Annotated in this window: 21 protein-coding genes; 8 read left to right on the top strand and 13 right to left on the bottom strand. The window is 75.1% G+C overall.

Going from position 1 to position 23,925, the window contains the following annotated elements:
* Nucleotide 1: 1 nt before the first annotated feature.
* The 3 genes from KSK32_RS27190 to KSK32_RS27200 are packed head-to-tail and all read right to left on the bottom strand — an operon-like array spanning nucleotide 2 to nucleotide 3,223.
* Nucleotides 2-592, bottom strand: a complete 591-nt coding sequence (locus KSK32_RS27190) for a pyridoxamine 5'-phosphate oxidase family protein (RefSeq protein ID WP_216933800.1) — start codon at nucleotides 590-592, stop codon at nucleotides 2-4.
* 60 nt (nucleotides 593-652) lie between these two features.
* On the bottom strand, nucleotides 653-1,858 hold the full coding sequence (locus tag KSK32_RS27195; RefSeq protein WP_216933802.1) for a hypothetical protein: 1,206 nt from the start codon (nucleotides 1,856-1,858) through the stop codon (nucleotides 653-655).
* A 12-nt stretch (nucleotides 1,859-1,870) separates the two neighbouring features.
* The gene (locus KSK32_RS27200) at nucleotides 1,871-3,223 is read right to left on the bottom strand and encodes an MFS transporter (RefSeq protein WP_216933804.1); all 1,353 of its coding nucleotides are present in this window, start codon (nucleotides 3,221-3,223) and stop codon (nucleotides 1,871-1,873) included.
* A 73-nt stretch (nucleotides 3,224-3,296) separates the two neighbouring features.
* On the opposite strand from KSK32_RS27200, the gene KSK32_RS27205 reads away from it, so the two are divergent.
* From KSK32_RS27205 to KSK32_RS27220, 4 genes are read left to right on the top strand one after another with little or no spacing between them, the layout of a single operon-like run.
* Nucleotides 3,297-3,959, top strand: a complete 663-nt coding sequence (locus KSK32_RS27205; protein ID WP_254187206.1) for a TetR/AcrR family transcriptional regulator — start codon at nucleotides 3,297-3,299, stop codon at nucleotides 3,957-3,959.
* Between the two features lie 54 nt (nucleotides 3,960-4,013).
* Nucleotides 4,014-5,321: an NAD(P)/FAD-dependent oxidoreductase gene (locus KSK32_RS27210; RefSeq protein WP_216933806.1), complete on the top strand. Its 1,308-nt coding sequence runs from the start codon at nucleotides 4,014-4,016 to the stop codon at nucleotides 5,319-5,321.
* Nucleotides 5,318-6,160, top strand: a complete 843-nt coding sequence (locus KSK32_RS27215) for an SDR family oxidoreductase (RefSeq protein ID WP_216933814.1) — start codon at nucleotides 5,318-5,320, stop codon at nucleotides 6,158-6,160. Before KSK32_RS27210 ends, KSK32_RS27215 begins: the two co-directional genes overlap by 4 nt.
* 10 nt (nucleotides 6,161-6,170) lie before the next feature.
* Entirely contained in the window at nucleotides 6,171-6,680 is a 510-nt protein-coding gene (locus KSK32_RS27220; protein WP_216933816.1) for an NUDIX domain-containing protein, read from the top strand.
* Here the strand turns inward: KSK32_RS27220 and KSK32_RS27225 are convergent.
* The 5 genes from KSK32_RS27225 to KSK32_RS27245 all read right to left on the bottom strand — a co-directional run bounded on the left by KSK32_RS27225 (nucleotide 6,677) and on the right by KSK32_RS27245 (nucleotide 16,114).
* Complete coding sequence (locus KSK32_RS27225; protein ID WP_216933818.1) at nucleotides 6,677-8,854, bottom strand: glycoside hydrolase N-terminal domain-containing protein; 2,178 nt, start codon at nucleotides 8,852-8,854, stop codon at nucleotides 6,677-6,679. The two genes, KSK32_RS27220 and KSK32_RS27225, sit on opposite strands and share 4 nt — an antisense overlap.
* Nucleotides 8,851-9,870: a LacI family DNA-binding transcriptional regulator gene (locus KSK32_RS27230; RefSeq protein WP_216933820.1), complete on the bottom strand. Its 1,020-nt coding sequence runs from the start codon at nucleotides 9,868-9,870 to the stop codon at nucleotides 8,851-8,853. Before KSK32_RS27230 ends, KSK32_RS27225 begins: the two co-directional genes overlap by 4 nt.
* Complete coding sequence (locus KSK32_RS27235; protein ID WP_216933822.1) at nucleotides 9,867-12,275, bottom strand: beta-glucosidase; 2,409 nt, start codon at nucleotides 12,273-12,275, stop codon at nucleotides 9,867-9,869. Before KSK32_RS27235 ends, KSK32_RS27230 begins: the two co-directional genes overlap by 4 nt.
* 235 nt (nucleotides 12,276-12,510) lie before the next feature.
* Nucleotides 12,511-13,707 (bottom strand): ROK family transcriptional regulator, encoded by a 1,197-nt coding sequence (locus tag KSK32_RS27240; RefSeq protein WP_216933824.1) that lies wholly within the window; start codon nucleotides 13,705-13,707, stop codon nucleotides 12,511-12,513.
* Nucleotides 13,708-13,750: 43 nt separating this feature from the next.
* Entirely contained in the window at nucleotides 13,751-16,114 is a 2,364-nt protein-coding gene (locus KSK32_RS27245; protein WP_216933826.1) for a TIM-barrel domain-containing protein, read from the bottom strand.
* 115 nt (nucleotides 16,115-16,229) lie between these two features.
* Between KSK32_RS27245 and KSK32_RS27250 the strand changes: the two genes are divergently transcribed.
* Nucleotides 16,230-18,239 carry a beta-galactosidase gene (locus KSK32_RS27250; protein ID WP_216933828.1) on the top strand — a complete coding sequence of 670 codons (2,010 nt, stop codon included), beginning with the start codon at nucleotides 16,230-16,232 and terminating at the stop codon, nucleotides 18,237-18,239.
* Nucleotides 18,240-18,253: 14 nt separating this feature from the next.
* Here the strand turns inward: KSK32_RS27250 and KSK32_RS27255 are convergent, their stop codons facing one another.
* Nucleotides 18,254-18,904, bottom strand: a complete 651-nt coding sequence (locus KSK32_RS27255; RefSeq protein WP_216933830.1) for a LysE family translocator — start codon at nucleotides 18,902-18,904, stop codon at nucleotides 18,254-18,256.
* Between the two features lie 185 nt (nucleotides 18,905-19,089).
* Here KSK32_RS27255 and KSK32_RS27260 point away from each other — a divergent pair, with 185 nt between their 5' ends.
* Complete coding sequence (locus KSK32_RS27260; protein WP_216933832.1) at nucleotides 19,090-19,626, top strand: GNAT family N-acetyltransferase; 537 nt, start codon at nucleotides 19,090-19,092, stop codon at nucleotides 19,624-19,626.
* A 19-nt stretch (nucleotides 19,627-19,645) separates the two neighbouring features.
* Here the strand turns inward: KSK32_RS27260 and KSK32_RS27265 are convergent, their stop codons facing one another.
* On the bottom strand, nucleotides 19,646-20,032 hold the full coding sequence (locus KSK32_RS27265; RefSeq protein ID WP_216933839.1) for a YkvA family protein: 387 nt from the start codon (nucleotides 20,030-20,032) through the stop codon (nucleotides 19,646-19,648).
* A gap of 133 nt (nucleotides 20,033-20,165) precedes the next feature.
* Here KSK32_RS27265 and KSK32_RS27270 point away from each other — a divergent pair, with 133 nt between their 5' ends.
* Nucleotides 20,166-20,636 (top strand): DUF1992 domain-containing protein, encoded by a 471-nt coding sequence (locus tag KSK32_RS27270; RefSeq protein WP_216933841.1) that lies wholly within the window; start codon nucleotides 20,166-20,168, stop codon nucleotides 20,634-20,636.
* A gap of 6 nt (nucleotides 20,637-20,642) precedes the next feature.
* On the opposite strand, the gene KSK32_RS27275 is transcribed toward KSK32_RS27270, so the two are convergent.
* Nucleotides 20,643-21,173 carry a hypothetical protein gene (locus KSK32_RS27275; protein WP_216936391.1) on the bottom strand — a complete coding sequence of 177 codons (531 nt, stop codon included), beginning with the start codon at nucleotides 21,171-21,173 and terminating at the stop codon, nucleotides 20,643-20,645.
* Between the two features lie 41 nt (nucleotides 21,174-21,214).
* On the bottom strand, nucleotides 21,215-21,991 hold the full coding sequence (locus tag KSK32_RS27280) for a class I SAM-dependent methyltransferase (RefSeq protein ID WP_216933847.1): 777 nt from the start codon (nucleotides 21,989-21,991) through the stop codon (nucleotides 21,215-21,217).
* A gap of 233 nt (nucleotides 21,992-22,224) precedes the next feature.
* Here KSK32_RS27280 and KSK32_RS27285 point away from each other — a divergent pair, with 233 nt between their 5' ends.
* Entirely contained in the window at nucleotides 22,225-23,190 is a 966-nt protein-coding gene (locus KSK32_RS27285) for a TerC family protein (protein ID WP_216936393.1), read from the top strand.
* Nucleotides 23,191-23,299: 109 nt separating this feature from the next.
* On the opposite strand, the gene KSK32_RS27290 is transcribed toward KSK32_RS27285, so the two are convergent.
* The gene (locus KSK32_RS27290) at nucleotides 23,300-23,905 is read right to left on the bottom strand and encodes a hypothetical protein (RefSeq protein ID WP_254187207.1); all 606 of its coding nucleotides are present in this window, start codon (nucleotides 23,903-23,905) and stop codon (nucleotides 23,300-23,302) included.
* Between the last annotated feature and the right edge of the window lie 20 nt (nucleotides 23,906-23,925).

Below are 23,925 nucleotides of genomic sequence, written 5' to 3' on the forward strand. Positions count from 1 at the left end.
CTCACACCGCCGGGGTGGGCGGCAGCGGCAACGGCAGGCCGGGCAACCCGTCGATGCTCGTGGCCACGTGGTCCTTGCCGGCGAAGTACGCGCTCAGCGACGCGTCGTCCTCCCGGGCGAAGCGGCGTTCGTGCAGGTCCCGGTCGGCGTCGTAGGTCATGAACGGCACCGCGTATCCGCAGGTGTCGCGGATCAGCTCGGCGCGCACCACGATGACCGCGCGCAGGCCGTGCGGGCCCGGGTCGATGTCGGGGAAGTGGGTCAGCAGGCCGGGCCAGCGCGGGTCGTCGCGGAACACCGGCTCGCCGCGTCCGTGTACCCGCACGATGTTCGGCGGGCCCGCGAAGGCGCACCACATCAGCGTGACCCGGCCGTTCTCCCGCAGGTGGGCGATGGTCTCGGCGTTGCTGCCGGCGAAGTCGAGATATGCCACGGTGCGTTCGTCGAGCACCGCGAAGCAGCCGCGAAGCCCCTTCGGGGACAGGTTGACAGTGCCGTCGCCGGACAGCGGGGCGGTGGCCACGAAGAACATCGGCTGCGCCTCGATGAAGTCCCGCAGCCGGCCGTCGATGCGCTCATACGTTTTTCCCATGCCCCGATCCTCCCCGCAGGACCGGGTGCGGCGCTGCCCCGTTCCCAGCCCGTGGCCGCCTCAGCCGGTGCGCGCGCCGAGCCGCGCCAGCGCCGTCGCCAGATCGCTCACCTGGTCGGCGAGCTGCGCGGCGCGGCGCTGTGCGGCGTCCCGGTCGGCCTCGACCATGGCCGAACGCGCGGCCAGGTCGGCCGCCCGGGCCTCGGCGGCGCTCGCGGCCCGCCGTGCGTCGGCCAGTTCCGCTGCCAGCGCGTCCCGCTCGGCGGTACGGGCGGCAGCCTGCTCCACCGCGGCGGCCACGTCCGCGCGGAACCGCTCGACGGAAGCGGCGGCCTCGGCGCGGGCGGCCTCGACCGCCGCGCTCGCCTCGGCGCGTACGCGTTCCAGCGCCGCCTCGGCCTCGGCGCGTGCCGCGTCGGCGTGGTTCCGCTCGGCCTGCGCCTGCCGAGCGGCGGCCGCCTGCGCGTCGGCCCGCTCGGTCGCGGTCCGGGCCGCGCGCTCCGCCTCGGCGGCCCGGGCCTGGGCGGACCGCGCCTCGGCGCGGGACTGTTCGGCCCGGTCCAGGGCCTCGGTGGCGGAGCGGGTGGCCCGCTCGGCGTCGGCCCGGGCCGCGTCCCGTTCGGCGGTGAGCTCGGCCGCGCGGCGGCGTTCGGTGTCGTGTTCGGCGCGTACCGTGCGTAGTTCGTGCCGGGCGGAGTCGCGGTCGCGTTCGGCCTGCACCCGCAGCGCCTGCGCGGCGCCCGCCTCGGCGCGGGCCGCGTCGCGGGCCTCCTCGGCGGCGGTGGCCCGCTCGGCGGCGGCGGTCGCGGCGGCCTGCGCCCGCTCGGCGCGGTCGGCGGCGGCGTCGCGCTCGGTGTACGCGGCGCGGGCCTGCTGCCGGTCGCGGGCCGCCGCCGCGCCGGCGTCCTCAGCCTCGCGGCGGGCCTCGTCGCGTTCGGCGTGCGCAGCCGCGACCTGCGCGGCGGTCTCCGCGCGCAGGTCGGCGAGCTGCCGTTCCACACCGGCCGGTGACAGCTCGGCGTGCAGCGCCTCGGTCAGCGTCTCCACGATCTGGTCGAGCCGGTCCACCGCCTCCCAGGTGCGCGCCACCTGCCCGGGCAGGCCGGGGGAGTTGCGGTGACGCATCCGCGAGTTGCGGGCGGCCCGCTGGCAGGATCCGTCGTTGTCCCGGCAGTAGCGGAACGGGCGGCCCGCTCCGGCACGCTGTGGCACGTCGCGTCCGCAGTGGGCGCAGGGTCGGGTGTCGGTGGCGGGCTCGGCGTCCATCGGGGGCGAAGTCTATCCGGCGGCGTCCGCGCGGGCCGCGCCGTCGAGGGTGTAGCGGCGTTGCAGCAGCACCGCGACCACCATCACGGCGGCGGGCAGCAGCCCGAAGCCGTAGCGCAGCGCGTCCAGCGCGGCCGGGGACTGGGTCACGCTCTGCCCGGCGGTCGAGGCCACGAACCCACCGGCGGCGAGGCACAGCGCGTACGCGTAGGGGCCAAGCGCCGCGCCGGTGGCCTCGGTGGCGGTCCACACCCCGGTGTACGTGCCGGCCCGCTCGGTGCCGCCGGCCGCGCGGATCACGTCGGGCAGCATCGAGAACGGCAGCAGTTGCATGCCGGCGAACGCCACCCCGAGCACCGCCACGGCGGCGACCAGCACCGGCAGCCCGGCGGGGCGGCCGACCGCCAGCACCAGCGACCCGGCGGCGAACGCAACCTGCCCGGCGAGCAGGGCACGTTGCTTGCCGATCCGCCGCGCCACCGCCAGCCAGCCGGGGGTGACCAGCAGCGCGGGCGCGACGAACGCGGCCACCAGCACCGTGGTGAGCCCGGGGCGGCCCAGCTCGTACTCGGCGTAGTAGGGCACACCGGCCAGCACCAGATGGGTGGTGGTGGACATGGCCAGGTAGGCGCCCACCAGCCAGCGGAACTGCCGGTCCCGCAGGCTCGCCGCCAGCGCCCGCCACCCGCCCGGGCCGTGCGGCGGGGCGGTGTCGGCAGCGGTTCGGCGCAACCGGCCGATCCCGGCGACACCGACCAGCATCGCGGCGAGCATCCCGGCCGCCAGCACCACGCCCATCCGCAGGTAGCCGGCGCGGGTGGCGTCGTCGCCACCGGCCAGCAGCGGCGCGAGCAACCCGGAGACCAGGATGCCCAGCGTCAGCACCACCATCCGGAACGCCATCAGCCGGGTCCGCTCGTGGTAGCCGATCCGCAGGTCCGCCGGGGTCGCCAGGTAGGGCACCTGGTACGCGGCGAACAGCAGGTTGCCGGCGACGAAGAACACCGCCACCCAGCCGGCGGCGGCGGCGCCGGTGAGGTCGCCGGGCACCGCGAACAGCGCGGCGAACGCCAGCGGCAGCACGCACCCGGCCAGCAGCAGCCGGCGGCGGTCGCCCCGGCGTGCCTGCTCCACGTCGCAGCGGTGCCCGATCCACGGGTGCAGCAGCACGTCGGCGATCTTCGGCAGCAGCAGGGTGAGCCCGGCGAGCCACGGCGCGACCGCCAGCACGTCGGTCAGGAAGTAGAGCAGCAGCAGCCCGGGCACGGTGACCCAGACGCCCATGCCGAGCGAGCCGGTGGCGAACCCGACGAGCGGGCCGCGCGGCAGGGTGACCGCGTCGGAGCGCTGATCCAGCCCGGTCATGGCGGTCTCCTGTCCTCGGGGCGCGCCGCCCCCAATCCAACGGTTGCTGGATTGTAGGGGGAACAATGGCCGGATGACCATGCCTCGCCGCCGGCCGGGCCGGCCCCGCCGCGACGACCAGCGGCCGACCCGTGACCTGGTGCTCACCGCCGCCACCGCGTTGTTCGCCGACCGGGGGTTCGACGCGGTCAGCGTCCGCGACGTCGCCGCCGCGGCGGGCGTGGACGCGGCCACCGTCGTGCACCACACCGGCACCAAGGCGCAGCTCTACGACGCCTGCTTCGCCCGGGTGTTCAGCGCCGAGCGGGAGGTGATCGAGGCGGCCGGGGAACGCGCCCGGTCGGCCCTGGCGGCGGGCCCGCAGGATGCGGTGCGGGCGCTGCACGACCTGGTGGACGCGTTCGTCGACTTCCTGGAGGACCGGCCGGAGACGACCGCGCTGTGGCTGCGCCGCTGGCTGGAGCCGCAGCGGCACGGTGAGCTGGACCGCCGCTATGCCGCGCCGCTGTACGGGCTGGTCGAGGAACTGCTGGTGGCCGCATCCGGGGCCGGCGCGCTGACCGAGCCGACCCCGCACGTGACGGTGCGTTCCCTGGTCTGGGCGGTGCACGGGCACGTGGTGGCGCTGGCCGCCGGTAACGGTTCCGGAGCGCGGGAGCGGCGCGAGTTCCGGGCGTTCGTGCACCGGTTCCTCGACGCGCTGTACGCCGGCGGCCCGGGAGGCACCCGCCCTTGACGCCGGCTCCCGCCCCGGGGATTATCCATCAGTCGTTGGATTAAGGAGGCGGGTATGGCCACACCCAGGGTCGCGGTCGTCGGCGCCGGAGCCGCCGGGCTGGCCACACTCAAGGCGCTCGCCGACGCCGGTGTCCCGGCGATCGCGTTCGAGGCGGCGGACACACTCGGCGGCCTCTGGGTGTACGGCGCGCCCGGCTCGCCCGCGTACCGGACGCTGCACCTGAACACCAGCAAGGGGCGCACCGAGTTCGCCGACCACCCGATGCCGGCCGACTGGCCCGACTACCCCGACCACACGCGCGTCGCCGGCTACCTCGCCGACTACGCCGGCCGGTTCGGGCTGCGCGAGGCGGTACGGCTGCGGCACACCGTCGAGCGGGTCACCCGCACCGGCGACGGCTGGCGGGTGCACGCCACCGGCCCGGACGGCCCGGTCGAGGTCGACGTCGAGGCGGTGGTGGTCGCCAACGGGCACAACCGGGTGCCGAAGCGACCCGAGCCGTACCCGGGTGAGTGCACGGCCGAGCAGATGCACAGCCACGACTACCGCGGCCCGGAGCAGCTCGCCGGGCGCCGGGTCCTCGTGGTCGGCGGCGGCAACTCCGCCATGGACATCGCCGTCGACGCGTCGTACGCGGCCGAGCGCACGCTGCTGTCGCTGCGCCGCGGCGTCTGGGTGGTGCCCAAGTACCTGCTGGGCCGCCCGTCGGACACGCTCAACGGCGCGCTGGCCCGGCGGCTGCCGTGGCGGCTGCGCCAGCGGATCAGCCAGACCATGATCACCACAGCGGTCGGGCCGCCCGCCCGGTACGGGCTGCCCGCGCCGGCGCACGGCTTCCTCCAGGACCACCCGACGCTGTCCGACGCGCTGCTGTCCCGGCTCACCCACGGCGACATCCAGGCCCGGCCCGGCATCGCCCGCTTCGACGGCGACCGGGCCGAGTTCACCGACGGCCGTACCGACGAGGTCGACCTGGTCGTGTGGTGCACCGGCTACCGGGTCGAGGTGCCGTTCCTCGACCCGGCGCTGCTCGGCGACGGCGCGGACCGGCTCCCGCTGTACCGGCACGTGTTCCACCTGGACGCCCCCGGGCTGGCGTTCGTCGGACTGATGCAGTCCACCGGCGCCGCGTTCCCCCTGGTCGAGGCGCAGGCCCGGCTGGTGGCCGCGCGCCTGGCCGGCACCTGGGCGCCACCGGATCCGGCCCGCCAGGCCGCCGCCTGCCGCGACGAACTGCGCGCCGCCACCGCCCGGTGGGGGCAGCGCCGCCCGCACATGCGCGTGGACTTCGACGTCTACCTGGCCGAACTGGGCCGCGAACTGGCCGTCGGCCGGCGCCGCGCCGGAGCGGCACGATGAGCGCGCCGGGCCGGACCAGCGGGCTGGCCGGGCGGCGGGTGCTGGTCACCGGCGCGCGGGGCACGTTCGGGCAGCACCTGGGCGCGGCGCTCACCGCCGCAGGCGCCCACGTGGTCGGGCTGGACCTGCACGCCGACCCCGACGCCACACCGCCGGTGCTCGGCGTCGACCTGACCGACCCGGCCGCGACGCCACCGGCAGTGGCCGCCGCACTCGACCGGCTCGGCGGGCTGGACCTGCTCGTCAACAACGCCGGTGTGGGCGGACCCGCACCCGCCGAGCTGCCGCCGGACGAGGTGGTCCGCCGCCAGATCGAGGTGAACCTGCTCGCCGCCTGGCGTACCACAGCCGCCGCGATGCCGGCCCTGGAGGCCGCCCGCGGCCGGGTGATCTTCGTGGCCAGCCGGATGGCGGTGCTGCCGCTGCCGCTGGCCGCCGCGTACGGGGTCAGCAAGCGGGCGCTCGTCGCGTACGCCGACGCGCTGCGCCACGAGGTCGGCACCCATGTGGGCGTCAGCGTCGTCTACCCGAGCATGGTCGCCTCCCCGATCCACGACAGCACGGTCGCGGCCGGGCTGTCGCTGAGCGGCGTGTCCCGGTCCGAGCCGGTCGAGGGGGTGGTGGCCGCGATCCTGCGCGCCGCCACCGCCCGGCGCGCGCCACGGGACGTGGCCACGACGCGGCGCGGCCGGATCGAACTGGCGCTGGCCCGGCACGCTCCGGCGCTGGCCGACCGGATGGTGCGCCGTACCGTCGCCGGACGGCTGGCCGCCGGTGACCTGGACGGTGCGGCGCTGGCCGAGGGCATGGTCCGGCGGCGCCGGCAGGACCGCCGGTAGCCTGCTCGCCATGGCCGTCTCGCCCTACATCGCCCGGCTGCGCCGCCACGTCGGCCACGACCTGCTGATGCTGTACGGCGTCAGCGGCGTGGTCACCGACGAAGCGGGACGGGTGCTGCTGGCCCGCCGGGGGGACAACGGCCGCTGGTCGGTCCCGGCCGGCACCGTCGACCCGGGCGAGCAGCCGGCCGACGCGGTGGTGCGCGAAGTCCACGAGGAGACCGGCGTGACGGTGGCGATCGACCGGCTCGCCGGCGTGGCCACCCATCCGGTGGTCTACCCCAACGGCGACGCCTGCGAATACCTGAACATCTGGTTCCGCTGCCGGGCGGTCGGCGGGGCGCCGACGGCCGACGGCGACGAGTCGCTGGCGGTGGCCTGGTTCGCCCCGGACGCGCTGCCCGACCTGGACGACTGGGCGCGGCTGCGGATCGGCACGGCGCTCACCGACGACGCCCCGCCCTGGTACGCCGCGCCGGGCCAGAGCCACCCGGCGCTGCACCAGCCCGACAACATCTAGCCGAACACCATCTCGTACGGCCGGTCCGGGGCCAGCGCCACCGCACGGTGGCCGCCCGGCGCGTGCACGACCACGCGCTGCGCCACCGGCGACACCAGCCGCGCCCGGACCCGGCCCGGCGCCCAGGTCAGCTCCTCCAAAGTGACCCGGCCCCGGCAGGTGACGCCGCGCAGCGTCCCGGCGGGCAGGCCCGGCAGCGGCGCGGGGAGCAGCCGCAGTGTCCCCGGACGCGACTGCACCAGCGACTCGATCAGCACCGCCGGCAGCGCGTGCGCGGCGTCGGCGTTGTACGTGGTCCGGACCGGGTTGTGCGCGCTCATCAGCGACCGGAAGAACATGTCCGCGCCGAGGATCTTGCGCAGGTTCGCCGCGACCAGGTCACCGTCGCGCAGCCGGGCCGCCGCCAGCGCCCGGTGCAGGCTGCCGTGCGCGGACCGGTCCTCGTCGCCGCGCAGCGTCAGCGCCCGGTGCGCGGCGGCGGCCAGCTCCGGTGTGTCGTCCCTGGTGATCTCGTCCAGGGGCCACACCGGATACAGGTGGCTGACGTGCCTGTGGTCCTCGTCGCCGGTGCTGCCGGGCCACGCCCACTCGGCCAGCGCGCCGCGCCCGTCGATCAGGTAGCCGGGCGGCCGTGTCCCGGCCCACCGGTCCTCGCCGGTCACCTCGGCGGCCAGCCGCAGCGCGTGCCGGGCCGCGGCGACGTCCATGGTGGCGTTGACCGCGACCGGCGCGGTCCGGCCGGAGTCGTCGTACGGGCCGGTCTCCGGCGAGTACGACGGCACCAGCGCCGGTCGCCCGTCCACAGCGGTCAGCACGTCGGCGAAGAAGTCCGCCACCTCGGCCAGCCAGCCGGCCACCTCGCCCAGCGGCTCACCGGTGACCAGGTGATGTTCGTACAGCGGATGCAGCAGCCAGTCCGCGCCGGCCAGCCACGCGGTGAACGGCCACTGCGGGTGGACGTGGAACAGGTGCCCGTGTTCGCCGTCGGTGCGGCTGGGCGCCAGCAGCCCGCGTGCCCCGTACACGGCCCGGGCGTTGGCACGCCAGTGGTCCACCTGGGCGGCGACCAGCCGGGCGTGCGCCGCTGTCACCTCCGGCAGCGCGCCCACGTTCGCGCCCGCCAGTTGCAGGTTCAGGTTCGCGTCGGTGGTGAAGTCACCGGCCCACGCCGCGTCCCACGACCCCAGCCACAGCCCGGTCAGCCGGGGCGGCAGCACCCCGCTCGCGCTGAACAGCAGGTACCGGCCGGAGTGGAACAACCTTTCCAGCAGCGCCGGGTCCAGCCGGTCCGGCGCGGCGGCCTGGCGGGCCAGCAGGTCACCCACCGGCAGCGCCCGGTCGGCGGCGGGCACGCCGAGGTCCAGGCCGACCCGGGCGTACGGGCCGCGATGGCGCGGCACGTGCCGGGCCAGCAGCGCGTCGTAGTCACCGGGCAGCGCGGCGAGCCGCCGTTCCGACGCCCGGGTACGCCACGGCGGCGCGCCGGGCCGGTCGACGAGTGTGGTGAGCAGCGCCGGTCCGCGTACCCGCACCCGGTCGCCGTCGACGCTCACGTCGCCGCGCAGCAGCGTCAGCCCCTCGAACCCGTACGCCCCACCGGCCTGCGGGTAACGGGCGCGGACCCGCAGGAACACCAGCCCGTCGCGGCGGTACGCGGCGTGCTCGTAGACCACGTCGGCGGGCCTGCCGGGCAGGTCACCCGTCGCCCCGACCACGCAGTCGCCCTGGTCGAGGTGGAGCACCGCCACGGCGTCGGCCCGGGAGGCGAAGCAGCGCCGCCGCCCGCCCGACCACTCGACAGTCACCTCCCCGCTGGTGAGGTCGGTGTCGCGCCGGTAGCCGCGCGCCGGTCCGGGCGCGGCGTCGACGGTGAGCGCGTACCCGGGGTGGAACGACTGGGTCCACTCCAGTTCCCGGCCGCCGGTGAGCAGCCGGGCGGCCTCGGCGCGCCGCCCGGCGAGCACGAGCGCGCGGATGTGCGGCATCCGGCCGGCCAGCTCGGGCGCGCGGGCGTCCCGGGTGCCGTTGGGCAGGACGAGCCGGTGGTGGTTCACCACGATCCGCTCCGCGTGCGGCCGCCCGTGGACCATCAGTCCCAGCTCGCCGTTGCCGGTGAGGAACGCGTCGGTCCAGTCGCCGGCCGGTGCGGTGTCGTGGATGCGGTGCGCCGTCACCGTCCGGCGCTGGTGTCCCGCACGGTCAGGTGCGGTTCCAGCAACGTCACCTCCGGCACCGGTTCGCCGCTCAGCCGCCGCATCAGCAGCGCCACCGCCTGCCGGCCGACCTCCTCGGCGGGCACCGGTACGCAGGTGAGCCCCGACTGCTCGGCCAGCTCGTCCGGGCAGATCGCGACGACCGAGGTGTCGCGGGGCACCCGGCGGGCCAGCAGCGGCAGCGTGGCGAGCACCGGCCCGACCGCCGACTCGTTCTGCACCACCAGCCCGGTGACGTCCGGGTGGTCGGCGAGCAGCGCCTCCAGGTCACGGCGTACCGCGGCCGGTCCCTCCTCGCAGGGCCGCGTCACCGCGTCGATGCCGAGCCGCTGCGCGGCGGCGCGTACCCCGGCGCGGGTGCGGTGGGCGAACCCGGTGCCCCGGTCGTAGACGGCGGCGGGGGCGCCGAGCAGCGCGATCCGCCGGTGCCCGGCGGCGGCCAGGTGTTCCACGCACAGCTCTCCCGCGCGCCGGAAGTCGAGGTCCACGCAGGCCAGCCCGGTGCTGTCGGCGGGGTGCCCGATCAGGACGCCCGGTAACGCCAGTTCCCGCAGCAGCGGCACCCGGGAGTCCTTCAGTTCCACGTCCATCAGCAGCACGCCGTCGACGAGCGCGCTGCCCGCGATGCGGTGCAGCCCGGCCGGTCCCTCGTCGGCGGTGACCAGCAGCACGTCGTGGTCGTGGCGGCGGGCGGTGGTGACCACGGCGGTGGCGAACCGCATCACCACCGGCACCTGCATGCCGGTACGCAGCGGGAGCACCAGCGCGATCACGTTGGCCCTGCGGCTGGCGAGCGCGCGGGCCCCGGCGTGCGGGTGGTAGCCCAGCGCGCGGACGCTGGCGAGCACCCGGCTGCGGGTGGTGGCCGAGATGGTGCGTTTGCCGCTGAGCACGTACGACACGGTGCTGGCGGCCACCCCGGCGTGCCGGGCCACGTCGGCGATGGTGACCTGCTCACCGGGGGTCCGGCCGGTCACCGGGCCGCCCCGGAGCTGGTGCCCGCCGGCTCGGTGGTGGCGTCGCCGCCGGTGACGGCGAGCGCGCCGGCGAGCCGGATGTCCCGCGCGGACCGGCCGACCAGCACCGAGTGGACGGCGTCCTCCACCACCATCGCGGCGCGGGTCTCGTCCCACCAGGCCAGGTCGGCGGTACGCAGGCGCATCGTCACCCGGGCGGCGCAGCCCGGGTCGAGTGTGACGCGGGCGAAGTCGCGCAACTGCCGCAGCGGCTGCTTGACCCGGGAGCGTCGCTGCCGGGTGTAGAGCTGCACGACCTCGGTGCCCGGCCGGCGGCCCGTGTTGGTGACCTCGACGCTCACCTCCACCTCCTCGCCGGCGCGCGCCGTGGCGGTGCTCAACCGGAGGTCAGCGTAGTCGAACTCGGCGTAGCTGAGGCCGTGCCCGAACGGGTACAGCGGCTCGCCCCGGTGGTAGAGGTACGTGGCGTCGGCGCCGATGACGTCGTAGTCGAGCAGGTCGGGCAGTTCGGCGGCGTCGGCGTACCACGTCTGGGTCAGCCGCCCGCCCGGGTCGGCGGCGCCGAGGAGCACGTCGGCCAGCCCGTTGCCGTGTTCCTGTCCACCGTGGGCGCTCCACAGCACCGCCGGCAGGTGCTCCTGCGCCCAGCCGGCCGCGTACGGGTAGCTGCTGGTCATCGCCAGCACGGTACGCGGGTTCGCGGCGTGCACGGCCCGCAGCAGCTCCGCCTGGCCGGTCGGCAGCGCCAGGTCGGCGCGGTCCTCGGTCTCCCGGCCGTTGACCATCGGGTGGTTGCCGAGCACCACCACCGCCACGTCGGCGTCGGCCGCCAGTGCGGCGGCAGCGGCGGCCCCGTCGGCGAGCAGCGTCACCGTGAACACGGCCGGGTCGCCGGTGGCGACGCTCAGCCGTCCGTCCGGTGCGACGCCGACGTGCCGGCCGGTGGCCAGGTGGTGCAGCAGCGCGGTGCCGTCGGGCCGGTGGTGCAGGCGGAACGTCTCGCGTACCACCCAGCCGCCCGGTCCGTCGCGGTCGGCGACGAGGGCCCCGGTGTCGTCGGCGCCGACGTACCGGCCGGTGTCCACGGCGCGCAGCGCCACCACGTCCTGTCCCCAGTCGACCACGTCGAACTCGGCCGGGCTGTCGCCGAGCGTCAGCGGGCCGTCGCCGTCGAGGCGTACCGCCCGGTCGCCGGCGCGCAGGGTGATCCGGTCCGTGCCGGGGTGGGTGGTCACCCCGGGCAGGCGTCCGAGCAGCCCGGCGTACGCGCTGATGGTGTACGGCGGGGTGCCGCTGTACCAGTCGGTGAGCACGGTGTCGGCGAGCGGGCCGAGCACCGCGACGCGGGTGCCGGGGCGCAGCGGCAGCAGGCCGTCGTTGCGCAGCAGCACGACCGACTGGCGGGCGGCCTCGCGGGCGAGTTCCCGGTGGGCGAGGCTGTCGAGCGTGTCGGGCGGCACGTCGTCGTGGGGGTCCGGGTCCAGGTCGCCGAGCCGCGACCGGACGGACAGGATCCGTCGCACCGCCCGGTCCACGTGGGCGACGTCGATCAGCCCGCGGGCCAGCGCCTCGGTGAGCCGCTCCACTGTGGGGGCGCTGTCCTCGTCGTCCTCGGTGAAGCTGTCGATCCCGGCGCGCAGCGCGGCGGCGAACCCGGCCACGTGGTCGGGCAGGTGTTCCTGCACGCCGGCGATGTTGCCGACTGCCCCGGCGTCACCGACCACCATGATCTCGTCGTCGGCGTAGCCGCGCAGCTCACCCTCGATCAGCGGGCTCAGGTGCGCCGGTACGCCGTCGACCAGGTTGTACGACGCCATCACCGCCACCGCCGCGCCGGCCGTGAGCGGGGCGCGGAACGCGGGCAGCTCGTACTCGTGCAGCACCCGGGGCGGCAGGTCGTTGGAGGTGGTGGCCCGGTCGGTCTCGTTGTTGTAGCCGAGGAAGTGCTTGAGCGTCGGCGCGGTGCGCAGCCGGATCGGATGGTCGCCGCGCAACCCCAGCGCGTACGCGGTGGCCAGCCGCCCGGTCAGCCACGGATCCTCGGACCAGCCCTCCTCGTTGCGTCCCCACCGGGGATCGCGCAGCGGGTTGACCACCGGCGCCCACACGTTGAGGCCGACGCGGTCCGGGTCGGCCCGGTGCTTGACCCGCACCTCGTCCCCGACGGCGGCCCCGACCGCCCGGATCAGGTCCGGGTTCCAGCTCGCGGCCAGGCCGATCGCCTGCGGGAAGACGGTGGCCGTGCCGAGCCACGCGACGCCGTGCAGCGCCTCGGTGCCGGTGCGGAACGCGCGCAGGCCGAGCCGGGGCACCGGCGCCTGCCACTGGTGCAGCAGGCCGAGCTTCTCCGGCAGCGTGAGCCGGGCCAGCAGGTCGTCGAGACGGTGGGGGACGGGATCGGTCATGGTGGGCGCCTCCGGTCGGCGTACGTGCTGCCGCTCGTCCGTCGAAGCGCTTCGACGGACGAGCCGGTGATGCGGCGTCGCGTACGCGAAAAGGGGTGGTGGGGTCGGCGGTGTCGGCCCGGAGCGGTGGTGAAGCGCTTCGACACCTGCCGAAAAACACGCCGCTTCGGGGCTGCCCGGTCCCGGAACGCGGCGCTACCGAGGTTGACACCTTCCGGCGGGTGCGGTCAAGGGGTCATCCGACGGGCAGGCGACCCGCTTCCACAGTGGCCAGTGCGGCGGTGGCCCCGCCCAGGGCACCGGCCGCGGACCCGAGCGTGCCGGCCTCCAGCCGCACGCCGGGCGGGACGGGCGTGCGGGCCGCGAGTTCGGCGTGGGCGGCCGGCAGCAGCCACGGCGCGAGCGCCGCCAGGTGGCCGCCGACCACCACCACCTCCGGGTCGAGCAGCCCGGACAGCACCGACACGGCCTGCCCGAGCAGCCGGCCCATCTCGGTGAGGCCGGTCCGTACCGGCTCGTCCCCGGCCCGGGCCAGGGCCTGGATCCGTTCGATCTCCGGCAGGTGGTCGGTGACCGGGCCGGTGTCGGGCAGCAGGCGGCGGATCACCGCGTCCACGCCGAGCAGCGCGGTGAGGCAGCCGCGCCGCCCGCAGTCGCAGGCCGGGCCGTCCGCGGCCAGTGGCAGGTGCCCGACGTCCCCGGCGAAGCCCCGGCCGCCGCGCAGCAGCCGGCCGCCGCTGATCAGGCCCGCGCCGATCGCCGGGCCGCCCGTGAGGTGAACCAGGTCGGTCGTGGCGGCGTACGGGCCGTGCCGTCGCTCGGCCAGCACGGCGAGGTTGGCCTCGGTGTCGACGGCGACGGGGAAGCCCGGGTCGCGTAGCGCGCGGCGCACCGACGCGGCCAGTGGCACACCGCGCCAGCCCAGCGCCGGGGCGGCGGGAACGTCGCCGTCCGGGTCCACCAGTCCGGGTACGGCAACGGTCAGGCCGAGCACGGTGCGGTCCGTGCCGATCCGGGTGACGGCCCGCCGGGTCAGCGCGGCGAGCGCCTTGACCGTCTCCTCGGGACCGGCGGTGGCGGCGGGGAACGCCCGTCGCCAGGTGAGCACCGGGTCGCCGCCCAGTCCCGCGGCGACCGCCACCAGCTCGTCCGCGCCGATGCGCAGGCCGAGCCCGACGTAGCGGGAGCCGTCGAGGACGAGCATGGTGGCCGGGCGGCCCACCCGGTTCTCGGTCAGCCCGGTCTCCCGCAGCAGGCCGTGCTCGATCAGCTCGGCGACCAGGCTGGAGACGGTGGCCTTGTTCAGCCCGGTGCGCGCGGCCACGTCGGCCCGGGAGCAGGGGGCATGTCGGCGGACGTGCCGGAGCACCGCGGCCCGGTTGGTCACCCGCACGTCGCCGAGGTCGGCCGTCGGCCGGTCGATGCTGATCACGTACTGCCTCCTGCGCCCGGCCCGAGTTCGGCTACAGCTTAAACTAAATGGGCGGAATCCCGGCTGCCCGGTCTCCGCCGCCGAGCCACGGCACGAACGGCGTCACCGGGACCGGCTCGCCGCCGAGCACCACCCGGAGCGGCGGATCCTCCCCGACCACGCTGACCCGCCGTATGTCCAGCGACCCGTCCACGCGGATGCGCAGCGTGTCCCCGTCGCGTACGGCGGTGATCGTGGTGTCGCCGTCGGGGTCGTGCACCACCGTCACCCCGTCGACGCCGCCCCAGGCCACCAGCGTGACGTCCCGGAAAGGGCCGGTCCCCACGGTCGCCGCGGGCGCGACCGTGGGGATCAGCGCGCCGTGCCGCACGTACAGCGGCAGCCGGTCCAGCGGCACGCGCACCCGCAGGTGCCGGCCGCCGGCGTGCCGCTGCCCGGTGTACGCGTCGAGCCAGTCGTCGCCCACCGGCAGGTACACGGCGCGCTCGCCCGACGGGTCGAGCACCGGCGCCACCAGCAGATCCGCGCCGAGGCGGTACTGGAGGTCGGCGGTCCAGGCGGCCGGGTCGTCCGGGGTGTCGACCAGCAGCGCCCGCAGCATCGGGCCGCCGGTACGGGCGCTCGCCACCGCCGCCGACCACAGGTACGGCAGCAGCCGGTAGCGCAGCCGCAGCGCGTCCACCGCGTGCCGTTCCGCCTCGGGCGGGAACTCCCACGGCAGCCTGCTCGTGGTGCCGTGCAGCCGCACCAGCGGGGAGAGCGCGCCGAACTGGGTCCAGCGCACGTACAGGTCCGGCTCGGGCGTGCCGTGGAAGCCGCCGGTGTCGTGGCTCCAGAACGGCACCCCGGACAGCCCGTGGGACAGGCCGCCGCGCAGCGTGCTGGCCATGCCCGGCCAGGTGGCGTTGACGTCGCCGCTCCACTGCGCGCTGTGCCGCTGTCCGCCCAGGTACGACGAGCGTGCCCACACGGTGCGGTGCCCGGCCACCTCCTCGGTGACGTCGGCGACCGCGTCGTTGAACAGCAGCGCGTACACGTTGTGCAGTTCGACGCCGGTCATGCCGTTGTGCGCGACCGCGTCGGCGGGCACGCCCTCGGCGAAGTCGGTCTTGAACACGGCGGCGCCCTGCGCCAGCAGCGGTCGCAGCAGGCCCTGGAACCAGCGCACCGCGGCCGGGTTCGTCAGATCCACGATGGCGCACTCCGGGTAGCTGCCGTGCCAGGTGTCGGCGACGTACGTGCTCCCGTCCGGGCGACGCAGGAGGTACCCGGCGGCCTCGGCCTCGGCGTAGAGCGGGCTGCCGGTCATCAGGTACGGGTTCATCCACAGGCATATCCGGAAGCCCTGCTCGGTGAGGGTCTTGAGCATCCCGTCCGGGTCGGGGAAGGCGTCGGCGTCCCAGCGCAGGTCCGACCAGTGCCCGGCGACCTGCCAGTAGCAGTCCAGGTGCAGCACGTCGCAGGGGATGTCCCGCTCGCGGATGCGCCGGGCCCGATCCAGGACGCGCTGCTGGCTGTCCGGGAAGAAGCCGGACGAGATCCACGCGCCGAACGCCCACCTCGGCGGCAGGTACGGCCGTCCGGTCAGCGCGTCGAGCCGGTCGAGCACCTGCGCCGGGGCGGGCCCGGCGAGCACGTAGTAGTCGAGCAGGTCGTCCGGGACGAGAATCTGCACGCTGCTGTGGGTGCCGGCGCACACGTCGAACTGCACCGGCAGGCCGCTGTCGACCAGGACGCCGTAGCCCCGGTCGGACAGGTAGAACGGCACGTTCTTGTGCGAGCGGTCGGACTCGCCGCCGAAGGCGTCGAAGTTCCACATGAGCGGTCGCTGGCCGCGCTTGTCCAGCGGCGTGAACTTCTCCCCGAAGCCGACGAACCGCTCGTCGCCGGGCGCGACGAAGCTCTCGTGCCAGGCGACCGGCTCGCCGTCGAACGTGGAGCGGCCCAGCGGCAGCGTGCGGCGGCGGCCGCTGATGTCCCGGGTGCCGCTGTCGGCGGCCAGCAGCAGCCGTCCGTCGGGTGTGACGAAGCGCAGTCCCCACGGGTCCAGGCGCACCTCGGCCACGACCCTACCGGCGCCGACCCGGACGTGCCCGTCGGCGACTGTCACGGTGGCCGGGTGCGGCTGCGGGTGGACCAGCGTCAGCGCCCGTGCCGACCGGCTGCGGACCGACAGGTCGTCGGCGAGGCGTACCCGGATGATCCCGTCCCCGGCGGCCTCGACCCGCGCGACCAGCGTGCGGCCGGACGCGCAGGTCGCGGTGAGCGTGACACCGTGCGCGTCGGTCGTGGCGACCTCGGCCCGCAGCACGTCGTCGGCGCCCTCCTCGCCGGGGGCGCGGACCGGCAGGTCGGGCGGGTCGGCCACGAACGTCTCGTACGGGACCAGCGGCGGGCGGTACGGCATGGGCGTCTCCTCGCGGCGTCCACGGGCGGTCCCGCCAGTTTCTTTGGAAGCCCAACTAACTGTCAATGATCGACGGCATTGACTTTCCGTCTCACCTGTTCCTATTTTGGCCGGGATGCCAACTAAAGCGCTGTGGGGTGACGGGCGGCTCTGCTACGGCGGGGACTGGAACCCGGAGCAGTGGCCGCCCGCTGTGTGGCGTGAGGACGTCGCCCTGATGCGCGCCGCCGGGGTCAACCTGGTCACCGTCGGCGTGTTCGCCTGGTCCCGCCTGGAACCCGAGCCCGGCCGGTACACGCTCGACTGGCTCGACCGCGTGCTGGACCTGCTGTACTCGGCCGGTATCCGGGCCGCGCTGGCCACCCCCACGGCGTCGCCGCCGCCCTGGTTCTCGCTGCGCCACCCGGACGCGCTGCCGGTCACCGCCGACGGCGTACGCCTGCACCACGGCAGCCGGGACACCTACTGCGCGGCCGCGCCCGCGTACCGGGACGCCGCCCGGAGCATCGCCGAGGTGCTGGCCGCCCGGTACGCACACCACCCGGCGCTCGCGCTGTGGCACGTGCACAACGAGTACGGCACCACCTGCCACTGCCCGCACGCCGAGACGGCGTTCCGCCGCTGGCTCACCACCCGGTACGGCGACCTCGACGCGCTCAACGACGCCTGGGTCACCAGCTTCTGGAGCCAGCACTACAGCGACTGGGCGCAGGTCGGCACGCCGCGCGCCACCCAGTACCTCGCCAATCCCGGCCAGCTGCTCGACTTCCGCCGCTTCTGGTCCGACACGCTGCTGTCCGCGTACACCGAGCAGCGGGATCTGCTGCGCGCGGCGAACCCGGCGGTGCCGGTCACCACCAACTACGTCCTCGGCGACTGGGTACCGGTCGACCACGCCCGCTGGGCGCGCGAGGTGGACCTGGTCGCGATCGACCACTACCCGTCCGTCACCGGCGCGGGCGCCGAGGAGCAGACGGCGTTCGCCGCCGACCTGGCCCGCGGCTGGGCCCGCCATGGTGCCGGACGGCCGGCACCATGGCTGCTGATGGAGAGCGCCCCCAACCAGATCCACACCGCCGGGCGGATGCACACCAAGGAACCCGGCCGGATGGCCCGGCACAGCCTCGCCCACGTGGCACGAGGCTCCGCCGGGGTGATGTTCTTCCAGTGGCGCGCCCCGGCCGGCGGCGCGGAACGCTTCCACTCCGCGGTGGTGTCGCACGCCGGGGCGGACACCCGCGTGTTCCGCGAGGCCACCGACCTGGGCGCCGGGCTGGGCCGGCTCGGCGGGACCACGCCGGGCCGCGTCCAGGCGGCGGTGGCCATCGCGTACGACGCGGCGAGCGGCTGGGCGCTGCGTAACCCGGGGATGCCCCGCGACGGACTCGACCACCCCGGCGAGGCCGCCGCCGCGCACCGGGCCCTGTGGCAGGCGGGCGTCACCGCCGACGTGGTGCCGCCCGGCGCTGCGCTCGACGGCTGCCGGCTGCTCGTGCTCCCCGCCCTCTACCTGGCCTCGGACGCCACGATCGACTGGGTGCGCCGGCACGTCCACGACGGCGGGCACCTGCTGGTGACCTGGCTCAGCGGCGTCGCCGACGAGCACGCCCGCGTCCGGCTCGGCGGTTACCCGGGCGCGTACCGGGACCTGCTCGGGGTGCGGGTGGAGGAGTTCCACCCGCTCGCCGGCGGCGAATACGTGCCGCTGACCGGCGGTGGGTCCGGCCGGATCTGGTCGGAGACCGTGCACCCGACCGGCGCGGAGACGGTGAGCGCGTACGCCAGGGGAGTGCCGGCCGGACGGCCCGCGATCACCCGCCACCGGGTCGGTGACGCGTACACCTGGTACGTCTCCACCCGCCCCGACGACGACACCTACCGGCGGCTGCTCAGCGAGGCGGCCCGGGTCGCCGGTGTCACCCCGGCCTGTCCCGGCGCACCCTCCCGCGTGGAGGCGGTACGCCGGCACGACGCCGACGGAAGCCTGCTCTACCTGCTCAACCACACCGACCGGCCGCAGCGGGTGCCGGTCACCGGGCTCGACCTGCTGACCGGCGCGGCGGCCGACAACGCGCTGACGATCGAGGCCGGCGGTGTGGCGGTGGTGCGCGAGGCAGCGCGCTGAGGGGCGTACCCCGGTCAGGGGGTGGCGACGGCGGCGCGGGAGCGGTCGGCGGCGATCCGCACCGCGAGCGCCGCCAGCACCGTGCCCATCACGTACCGCTGAAGGCGCGCCCAGCCCGGCCTGCGGGTCAGGAACGCCGACACCGAGCCGGCACTGAGCACGATCAGCGCGTTCACGGTGAGCGCGACGACGATCTGGGTCAGGCCGAGCAGGAGACTCTGCACCGCCACGTGCCCCCGCGCCGGGTCGACGAACTGCGGCAGGAGCGACACGTACAAGATGGCGATCTTCGGGTTGAGCAGGTTGGTGACCAGGCCCATGGTGAACAGGCGCCGGGGCCGGTCCGGCGGCAGCGGCGCCGGGGCGAACGCCGACGTGCCACCGGGGCGCAGCGTCCGCCAGGCCAGCCACAGCAGGTACGCCGCACCGGCCAGCTTCACCGCCGTGTACAGCGGCGGGACCAGCACGAAGACGGTGGCGATGCCGGCCACGGCGGCGGCCAGGTAGACCAGGAAACCGACGGCCACGCCGAGCAGCGACACCAGCCCGGCCCGCCGCCCCTGGGTCACCGACCGGGACACCAGGTAGACCATGTTCGGCCCGGGTGTGAGCACCAGACCGAGCGCCACCAGGGCGATTCCCGCAACTGCGCCCACAGTGACCACATCGCCTCCCCGTTACCGCCTTCCCCGGACCCTACGCCCACCCGCCGCCCCGCACTGTCCCCTCCCACCGTCACTGCGTCGATCATGAGGTTGGCTGCCGTTGGCGTCCGATTCGTCGCCGCCAACCTCATGATCGACGGGGCAGGGGGCGGTGGTGCCGGTGTTGCGGTGGTGATACTTGCGGCATGTCGATCGTGCTGTCCGCGCCGGCCACCCCGACCGCCCCCGCCCTGCTGCTGCGCCCGTGGCACGACGGTGACGCCGACGCGCTGATCGAGGCGTACCGCGATCCGGTGCTGCGCGCCTGGACCAGCCATCCGGTGACCGGCCCGGAGCAGGCGCGGGTGTTTCTGCGCCGCAGCCACCAGGGCTGGGCCGCCGGGCACCGGTTCATGTTCGCGGTGCTGGAGGGGGAGCGGGTGGTGGCCTGCGTGGTGCTCAAGGATGTCCGCCCGGGACACCCGGCCGCCGAGGTCGGCTACTGGACGGCTGCTCCGGCGCGCGGCCGGGGTGTCGCGCCACGGGCGGTGGAGGCGGTCACCGGGTGGGCGTTCGCCCGGTTCGCCGCCGCCGGTCTGACCCACCTGGAGCTGCTGCATCAGGTCGACAACCCGGCCTCCTGCCGGGTGGCGGAGAAGAGCGGGTACGCGTTCGCCGAGGTTCTGCCGGCCCGCCCGCCGTTCCCCCGGGACGGCCACCGCCACATCCGCCACCTGCGCTGACACCGGCCCGCCGCTGCTCTCACGCGCCGAGCAGGCGCAGCAGCAGCCGTGGCTCGCCCGGCCACGCGTCGAGCAGCACCTGCCGGTGCATCTGCCGGGCGGCGTAGCGCAACGCGAGCGCCACCACCACGATGTCGTCGAGCGGCCCGATCACCGGCAGGAACTCCGGGATCAGGTCGATCGGGCTGGCCACCCAGAGCCCGGCGACCACGATCGCGACCCGGGCGCGGCGGGGCACCCGCGGGTCGCGGCGCAGCCGTCGTACTGCTGTCACGCAGTCGGGCACGAACGCGGCCAGATCGCGCAGCACCCCCGGCGGCAGCCGCCGGGCCAGCAGCACCAGCACCGCCCAGCCGGCGACCAGGCAGACCGTCGCCACCGCGAGCCCGATGAGCCAGTCGCGCACGCCCTCACCCCTTTCCCGTAACCGGGGGCACGCTACGCGGTGACCTCGCCCGGCGCGCGGGAACAGCCCGGCCCCGCGCGACGCTGACCCCGTCGGACGGCGGCGGATACCGTGGGTACGGGAGGTGACAGCGGTGACGACAAGCTGGGAGGCCGCGGTCGAGGCGCAGATCCGCTCGGCCCAGGAGCGCGGCGAGTTCGACAACCTGCCGGGCGCCGGCAAGCCGATCCCGGGGCGCGACATGCCCTACGACGAGGGCTGGTGGATCCGCAGCTTCATGGAGCGCGAGCAGATCCCGTCCGATCTGCTGCTGCCCACGCCGCTGCAGTTGCGCCGCCGCATCGAACAACTCCCGGCCGAGCTGCGCGACCTGCCCACCGAGGAGGCCGTCCGGTCGTACGTGGCGGCGCTGAACACCGAGGTGGTGGCCTGGCTGCGTACCCCGACCGGGCCACGCGTGGTGGTCCGCCCGGTCAACGTCGACGAGGCGGTGCGCCGCTGGCGCGCCGACCGGGAACGCGACACGCCGGTCGTCACGGCGCCGGAGCCGCAGCCTGCCACCCCGGCCCGCCCGCGCCGCCGCCGGCGCTGGTGGCGTCGCTGAGAACGGTCAGGGAGGCGCCGCCTGCCAGGTCCACGCGGTACGCCGCGGCCGGTCGCGCAGCGGCGCGCGGCCGGTCAGCCACAGCAGCACCGGCTCCGGGTCGCCGCCCGGGGCATCGGGGAACAACCGGCGCACCACCCGGGCACACAGTTCAGCGGGTGGCGACCAGTCCAGGCCGAGCCCCCGGGCCAGGTCGTGTGTGTGCAGGAGGATCTCGGCCACGCCCATCGCGGCGAACCCGCCCGGATCGCACGGGCCGAAGTGCCACGCCCGGTCGTCCGGATGCGCGGCGTCGATCGTGGCGGCGAGCATCCCGGCCGCGGCCGCCGCGACGATGAGCACCTCGGCGGGCGCGGCGTCGGCGCGTACCCGCAGGTCGAACGGCAGATAGCCGCCGTCGGGCCGGCCTAACACCTGACCGGCGTACGCGACCAGGTCGTGCGCGATGTGCGCGGCGGTGGTCCAGCAGGACCAGTCCAGGCCGCCCGCGCGTACCGTCCAGTCCCGGCCGGCGGCGGGCCGCAGCACGGCTGTCATCGCGGCGGCGGCGGCGCGGACGTCCGCGCCGGTCGTCGTCGTCACAACCGGCGTACGCGTAGCACGCACGTGAGCATCGGGAGCGTGAACTCGCCGTCGGCCGTCTCCGGCCGGCCGGCCAGGTAGGCGCGGATGCGGTCGAGCGTCTCCGTGCGTTCCCGGTCCGGCATGACCAGCATCCCGGCCCGGGTGGCGAGCGTCGCCACGAGCGAGTCGGCGGTACGGCGCTGCCCGTGCGGGAACTCCGCCTGCTCGGGTGAGCCGAACCGGGCCTCGCCGGTCTTCGGCAGGTGCATGCCGGTCGTGGCGGCGTGCCAGCTCGCGGGCGTGTCCCGGGGGCCGATGGCGGCGCTTCCGCTGACCGCCGCGAGCCCGGCGACCCAGTCGACCCGGTCGTCCACGACGTTCCACAGTCCGGCCAGGACTCCGCCGGGGGAGAGGACCCGGGAGATCTCCGGCCCGGCCACTGCCATGTCGAACCAGTGCATCGCGTTGCCGGCCACCACGGCGTCGACCGAGGCGTCCGGCAGCGGAATCGCCTCGGCGCTGCCGGGAAGCGCGCGGACGTCCGGCAGGGTGCGGCGGAGTTCGGCGAGCATCGCCGGGTCCGGCTCGACCGCCGTCACGTCGTCGGTCACCTCGGCCAGCGTGGCGGTGAGCTTGCCGGTGCCCGCGCCGAGGTCGAGCGCCCGCGCGCCGGGCGCGGGTTCGAGGGCCCACCGCAGAGCGGCCCGCGCGTAGTCCGGGCGGTGCTCGGCGTACGCGGTCGCCGCCGAGCCGAACGACGACGAGTGCCGGCGTCGTGCGTCTTCGTCCATCCGGTCACCCTATCGATGGCCGGACCCTCTTGACGTACGAACTGCGCTTCGTGAATAATGGGTCATAGTTCGAGGGGGAGTACCCGACGATCCACGCACCGCCGTCAGTACGGGCCCGGCCCATCCGGATCCCGGCGATGCAGCCACCGCCACGGGTGGCCCGGGGAGACCTTCGTCCAGCAGCGCCGGAACACCTCGGGTGTGCCGGCCCGGGCGAGAGGTCTCCCTTCGTGATGTCCGTGTCCTGGTGGATCTGGGCCGTTCTCATGCTGGCGATCGCGGCGATGCTCGCCGTCGATCTTTTCCTGCACCGCGACAACCACGTCATCGGTTTCCGTGAGGCAGCGGTCTGGTCCGGCATCTGGATCGCCGCCGGCCTGCTCTTCGGCGTCGTCCTCTGGGTCTGGCAGGGCGGTGACGTGGCCGGCACCTACTACGCCGGCTACCTGATCGAGAAAGCGCTGTCGATCGACAACGTCTTCGTCTTCGCGCTGATCTTCACGTACTTCGCCGTGCCCGCCGCGTTCCAGCACAAGGTGCTGTTCTGGGGTGTCATCGGCGCCCTGGTCTTCCGGCTGGTCTTCATCTTCGTGGGCGCCGAGCTGCTCGAGACGTTCTTCTGGACCGCGTACGTGTTCGGCGCGTTCCTCATCTACACCGGCTACAAGATGGCGTTCCGCCACGACGGGCAGACCCCGCCGGACCGCAACCCCGTCGTCCGCCTGGTGCGCCGGCTCATTCCGACCGACCCCGCCTACCACGGTGACAAGTTCTTCGCCCGGGTCGACGGCAAGCGGGTCGCGACCCTGCTGTTCGTGGTCCTGATCGCGGTCGAGGCCACCGATCTGATCTTCGCCATCGACAGCGTCGCCGCGATCCTGGCCATCACCACCAGCACGTTCATCGTCTGGACCGCCAACGCCTTCGCCATCCTCGGCCTGCGCAGCCTCTACTTCTGCCTCGCCGGGCTGCTGCGCCGCTTCGTGCACCTGCACTACGGCCTGGCGGTCCTGCTTGCCTTCGCGGGCGTCAAGTTGATCCTCTCGGAGACCCCGGTCGGCAAGCTGCCGATCCCGGTGACTCTCGGCGTGATCGTGGTGACGATCGCGGTGTCGATCGCATGGAGTCTGCGCAGCACCCGGGGCGCCGAGGCGATCGACGTCGACGCGGCCGACTCTCCGGCGAGCTCGGCGCGCTGATCCTCCGCCCCGCGGCACCGCCGCCGGAGCCCATGGGCGCACCACCATCTGCCCATGGGCTCCGGAGCGCGGAGAGTGGCATCCCGGTTCGGTTCCCCGCGTTCTCGCGTCAGGACGCGCTCTGCTCACACGCCGCGCCCACCGGCAAGCGGGTAGCGGCTTCTCGTCCCTGGGATCGGATCACGAGCGGCACGCACCCCGGAACCGCCACCCAGGTGCCGCCGGTGAAGACCGACCATGCGGACGGTGAGCCGGCGGCGGGGCAGGCCTCGATCTGCGTGGTGGTCACCGGTTCCGCGCCCGCGCCCCAGCCGATGCGGGCTCGGTCCTCCCATCCGGGCGCCACCTGCACTTCCACAGCCGCTCCGGCCCGTACGTGCAGGCCCCATTTGGCGAAGAGACGAGTCGGCCCGGCCTCGTCAGACGAGGCAGAGGGTTGCAGGAGTTCCGACGGCACCGCGACCACGTCAGCCACCACCCGGTAGGAGTCGCCCGGAGCCGCCACGGTGGCAACGGAGTCGGCACACGACAGGCGCCGTCCGCCCTCCGGCAGCGTCGGCAGTAGCGGGGTTTGCGAGCCGGGCTGCACGGGCGCGGGGTTCGACGCGCCGGCATCAGGCCGACGCGGATGGTTCTCGGTCGTGCAGCCGGTTGCTGTCAGCAGCAGGCAGGCGGCTGCGGCGAGATGGTCCCGCCTCCATCGGTCGGCTCGCACCCTCCCGATCCTTCCAAATT

It is taken from the genome of Micromonospora sp. WMMB482, assembly GCF_019038635.1.
GTDB lineage: Bacteria > Actinomycetota > Actinomycetes > Mycobacteriales > Micromonosporaceae > Micromonospora > Micromonospora marina.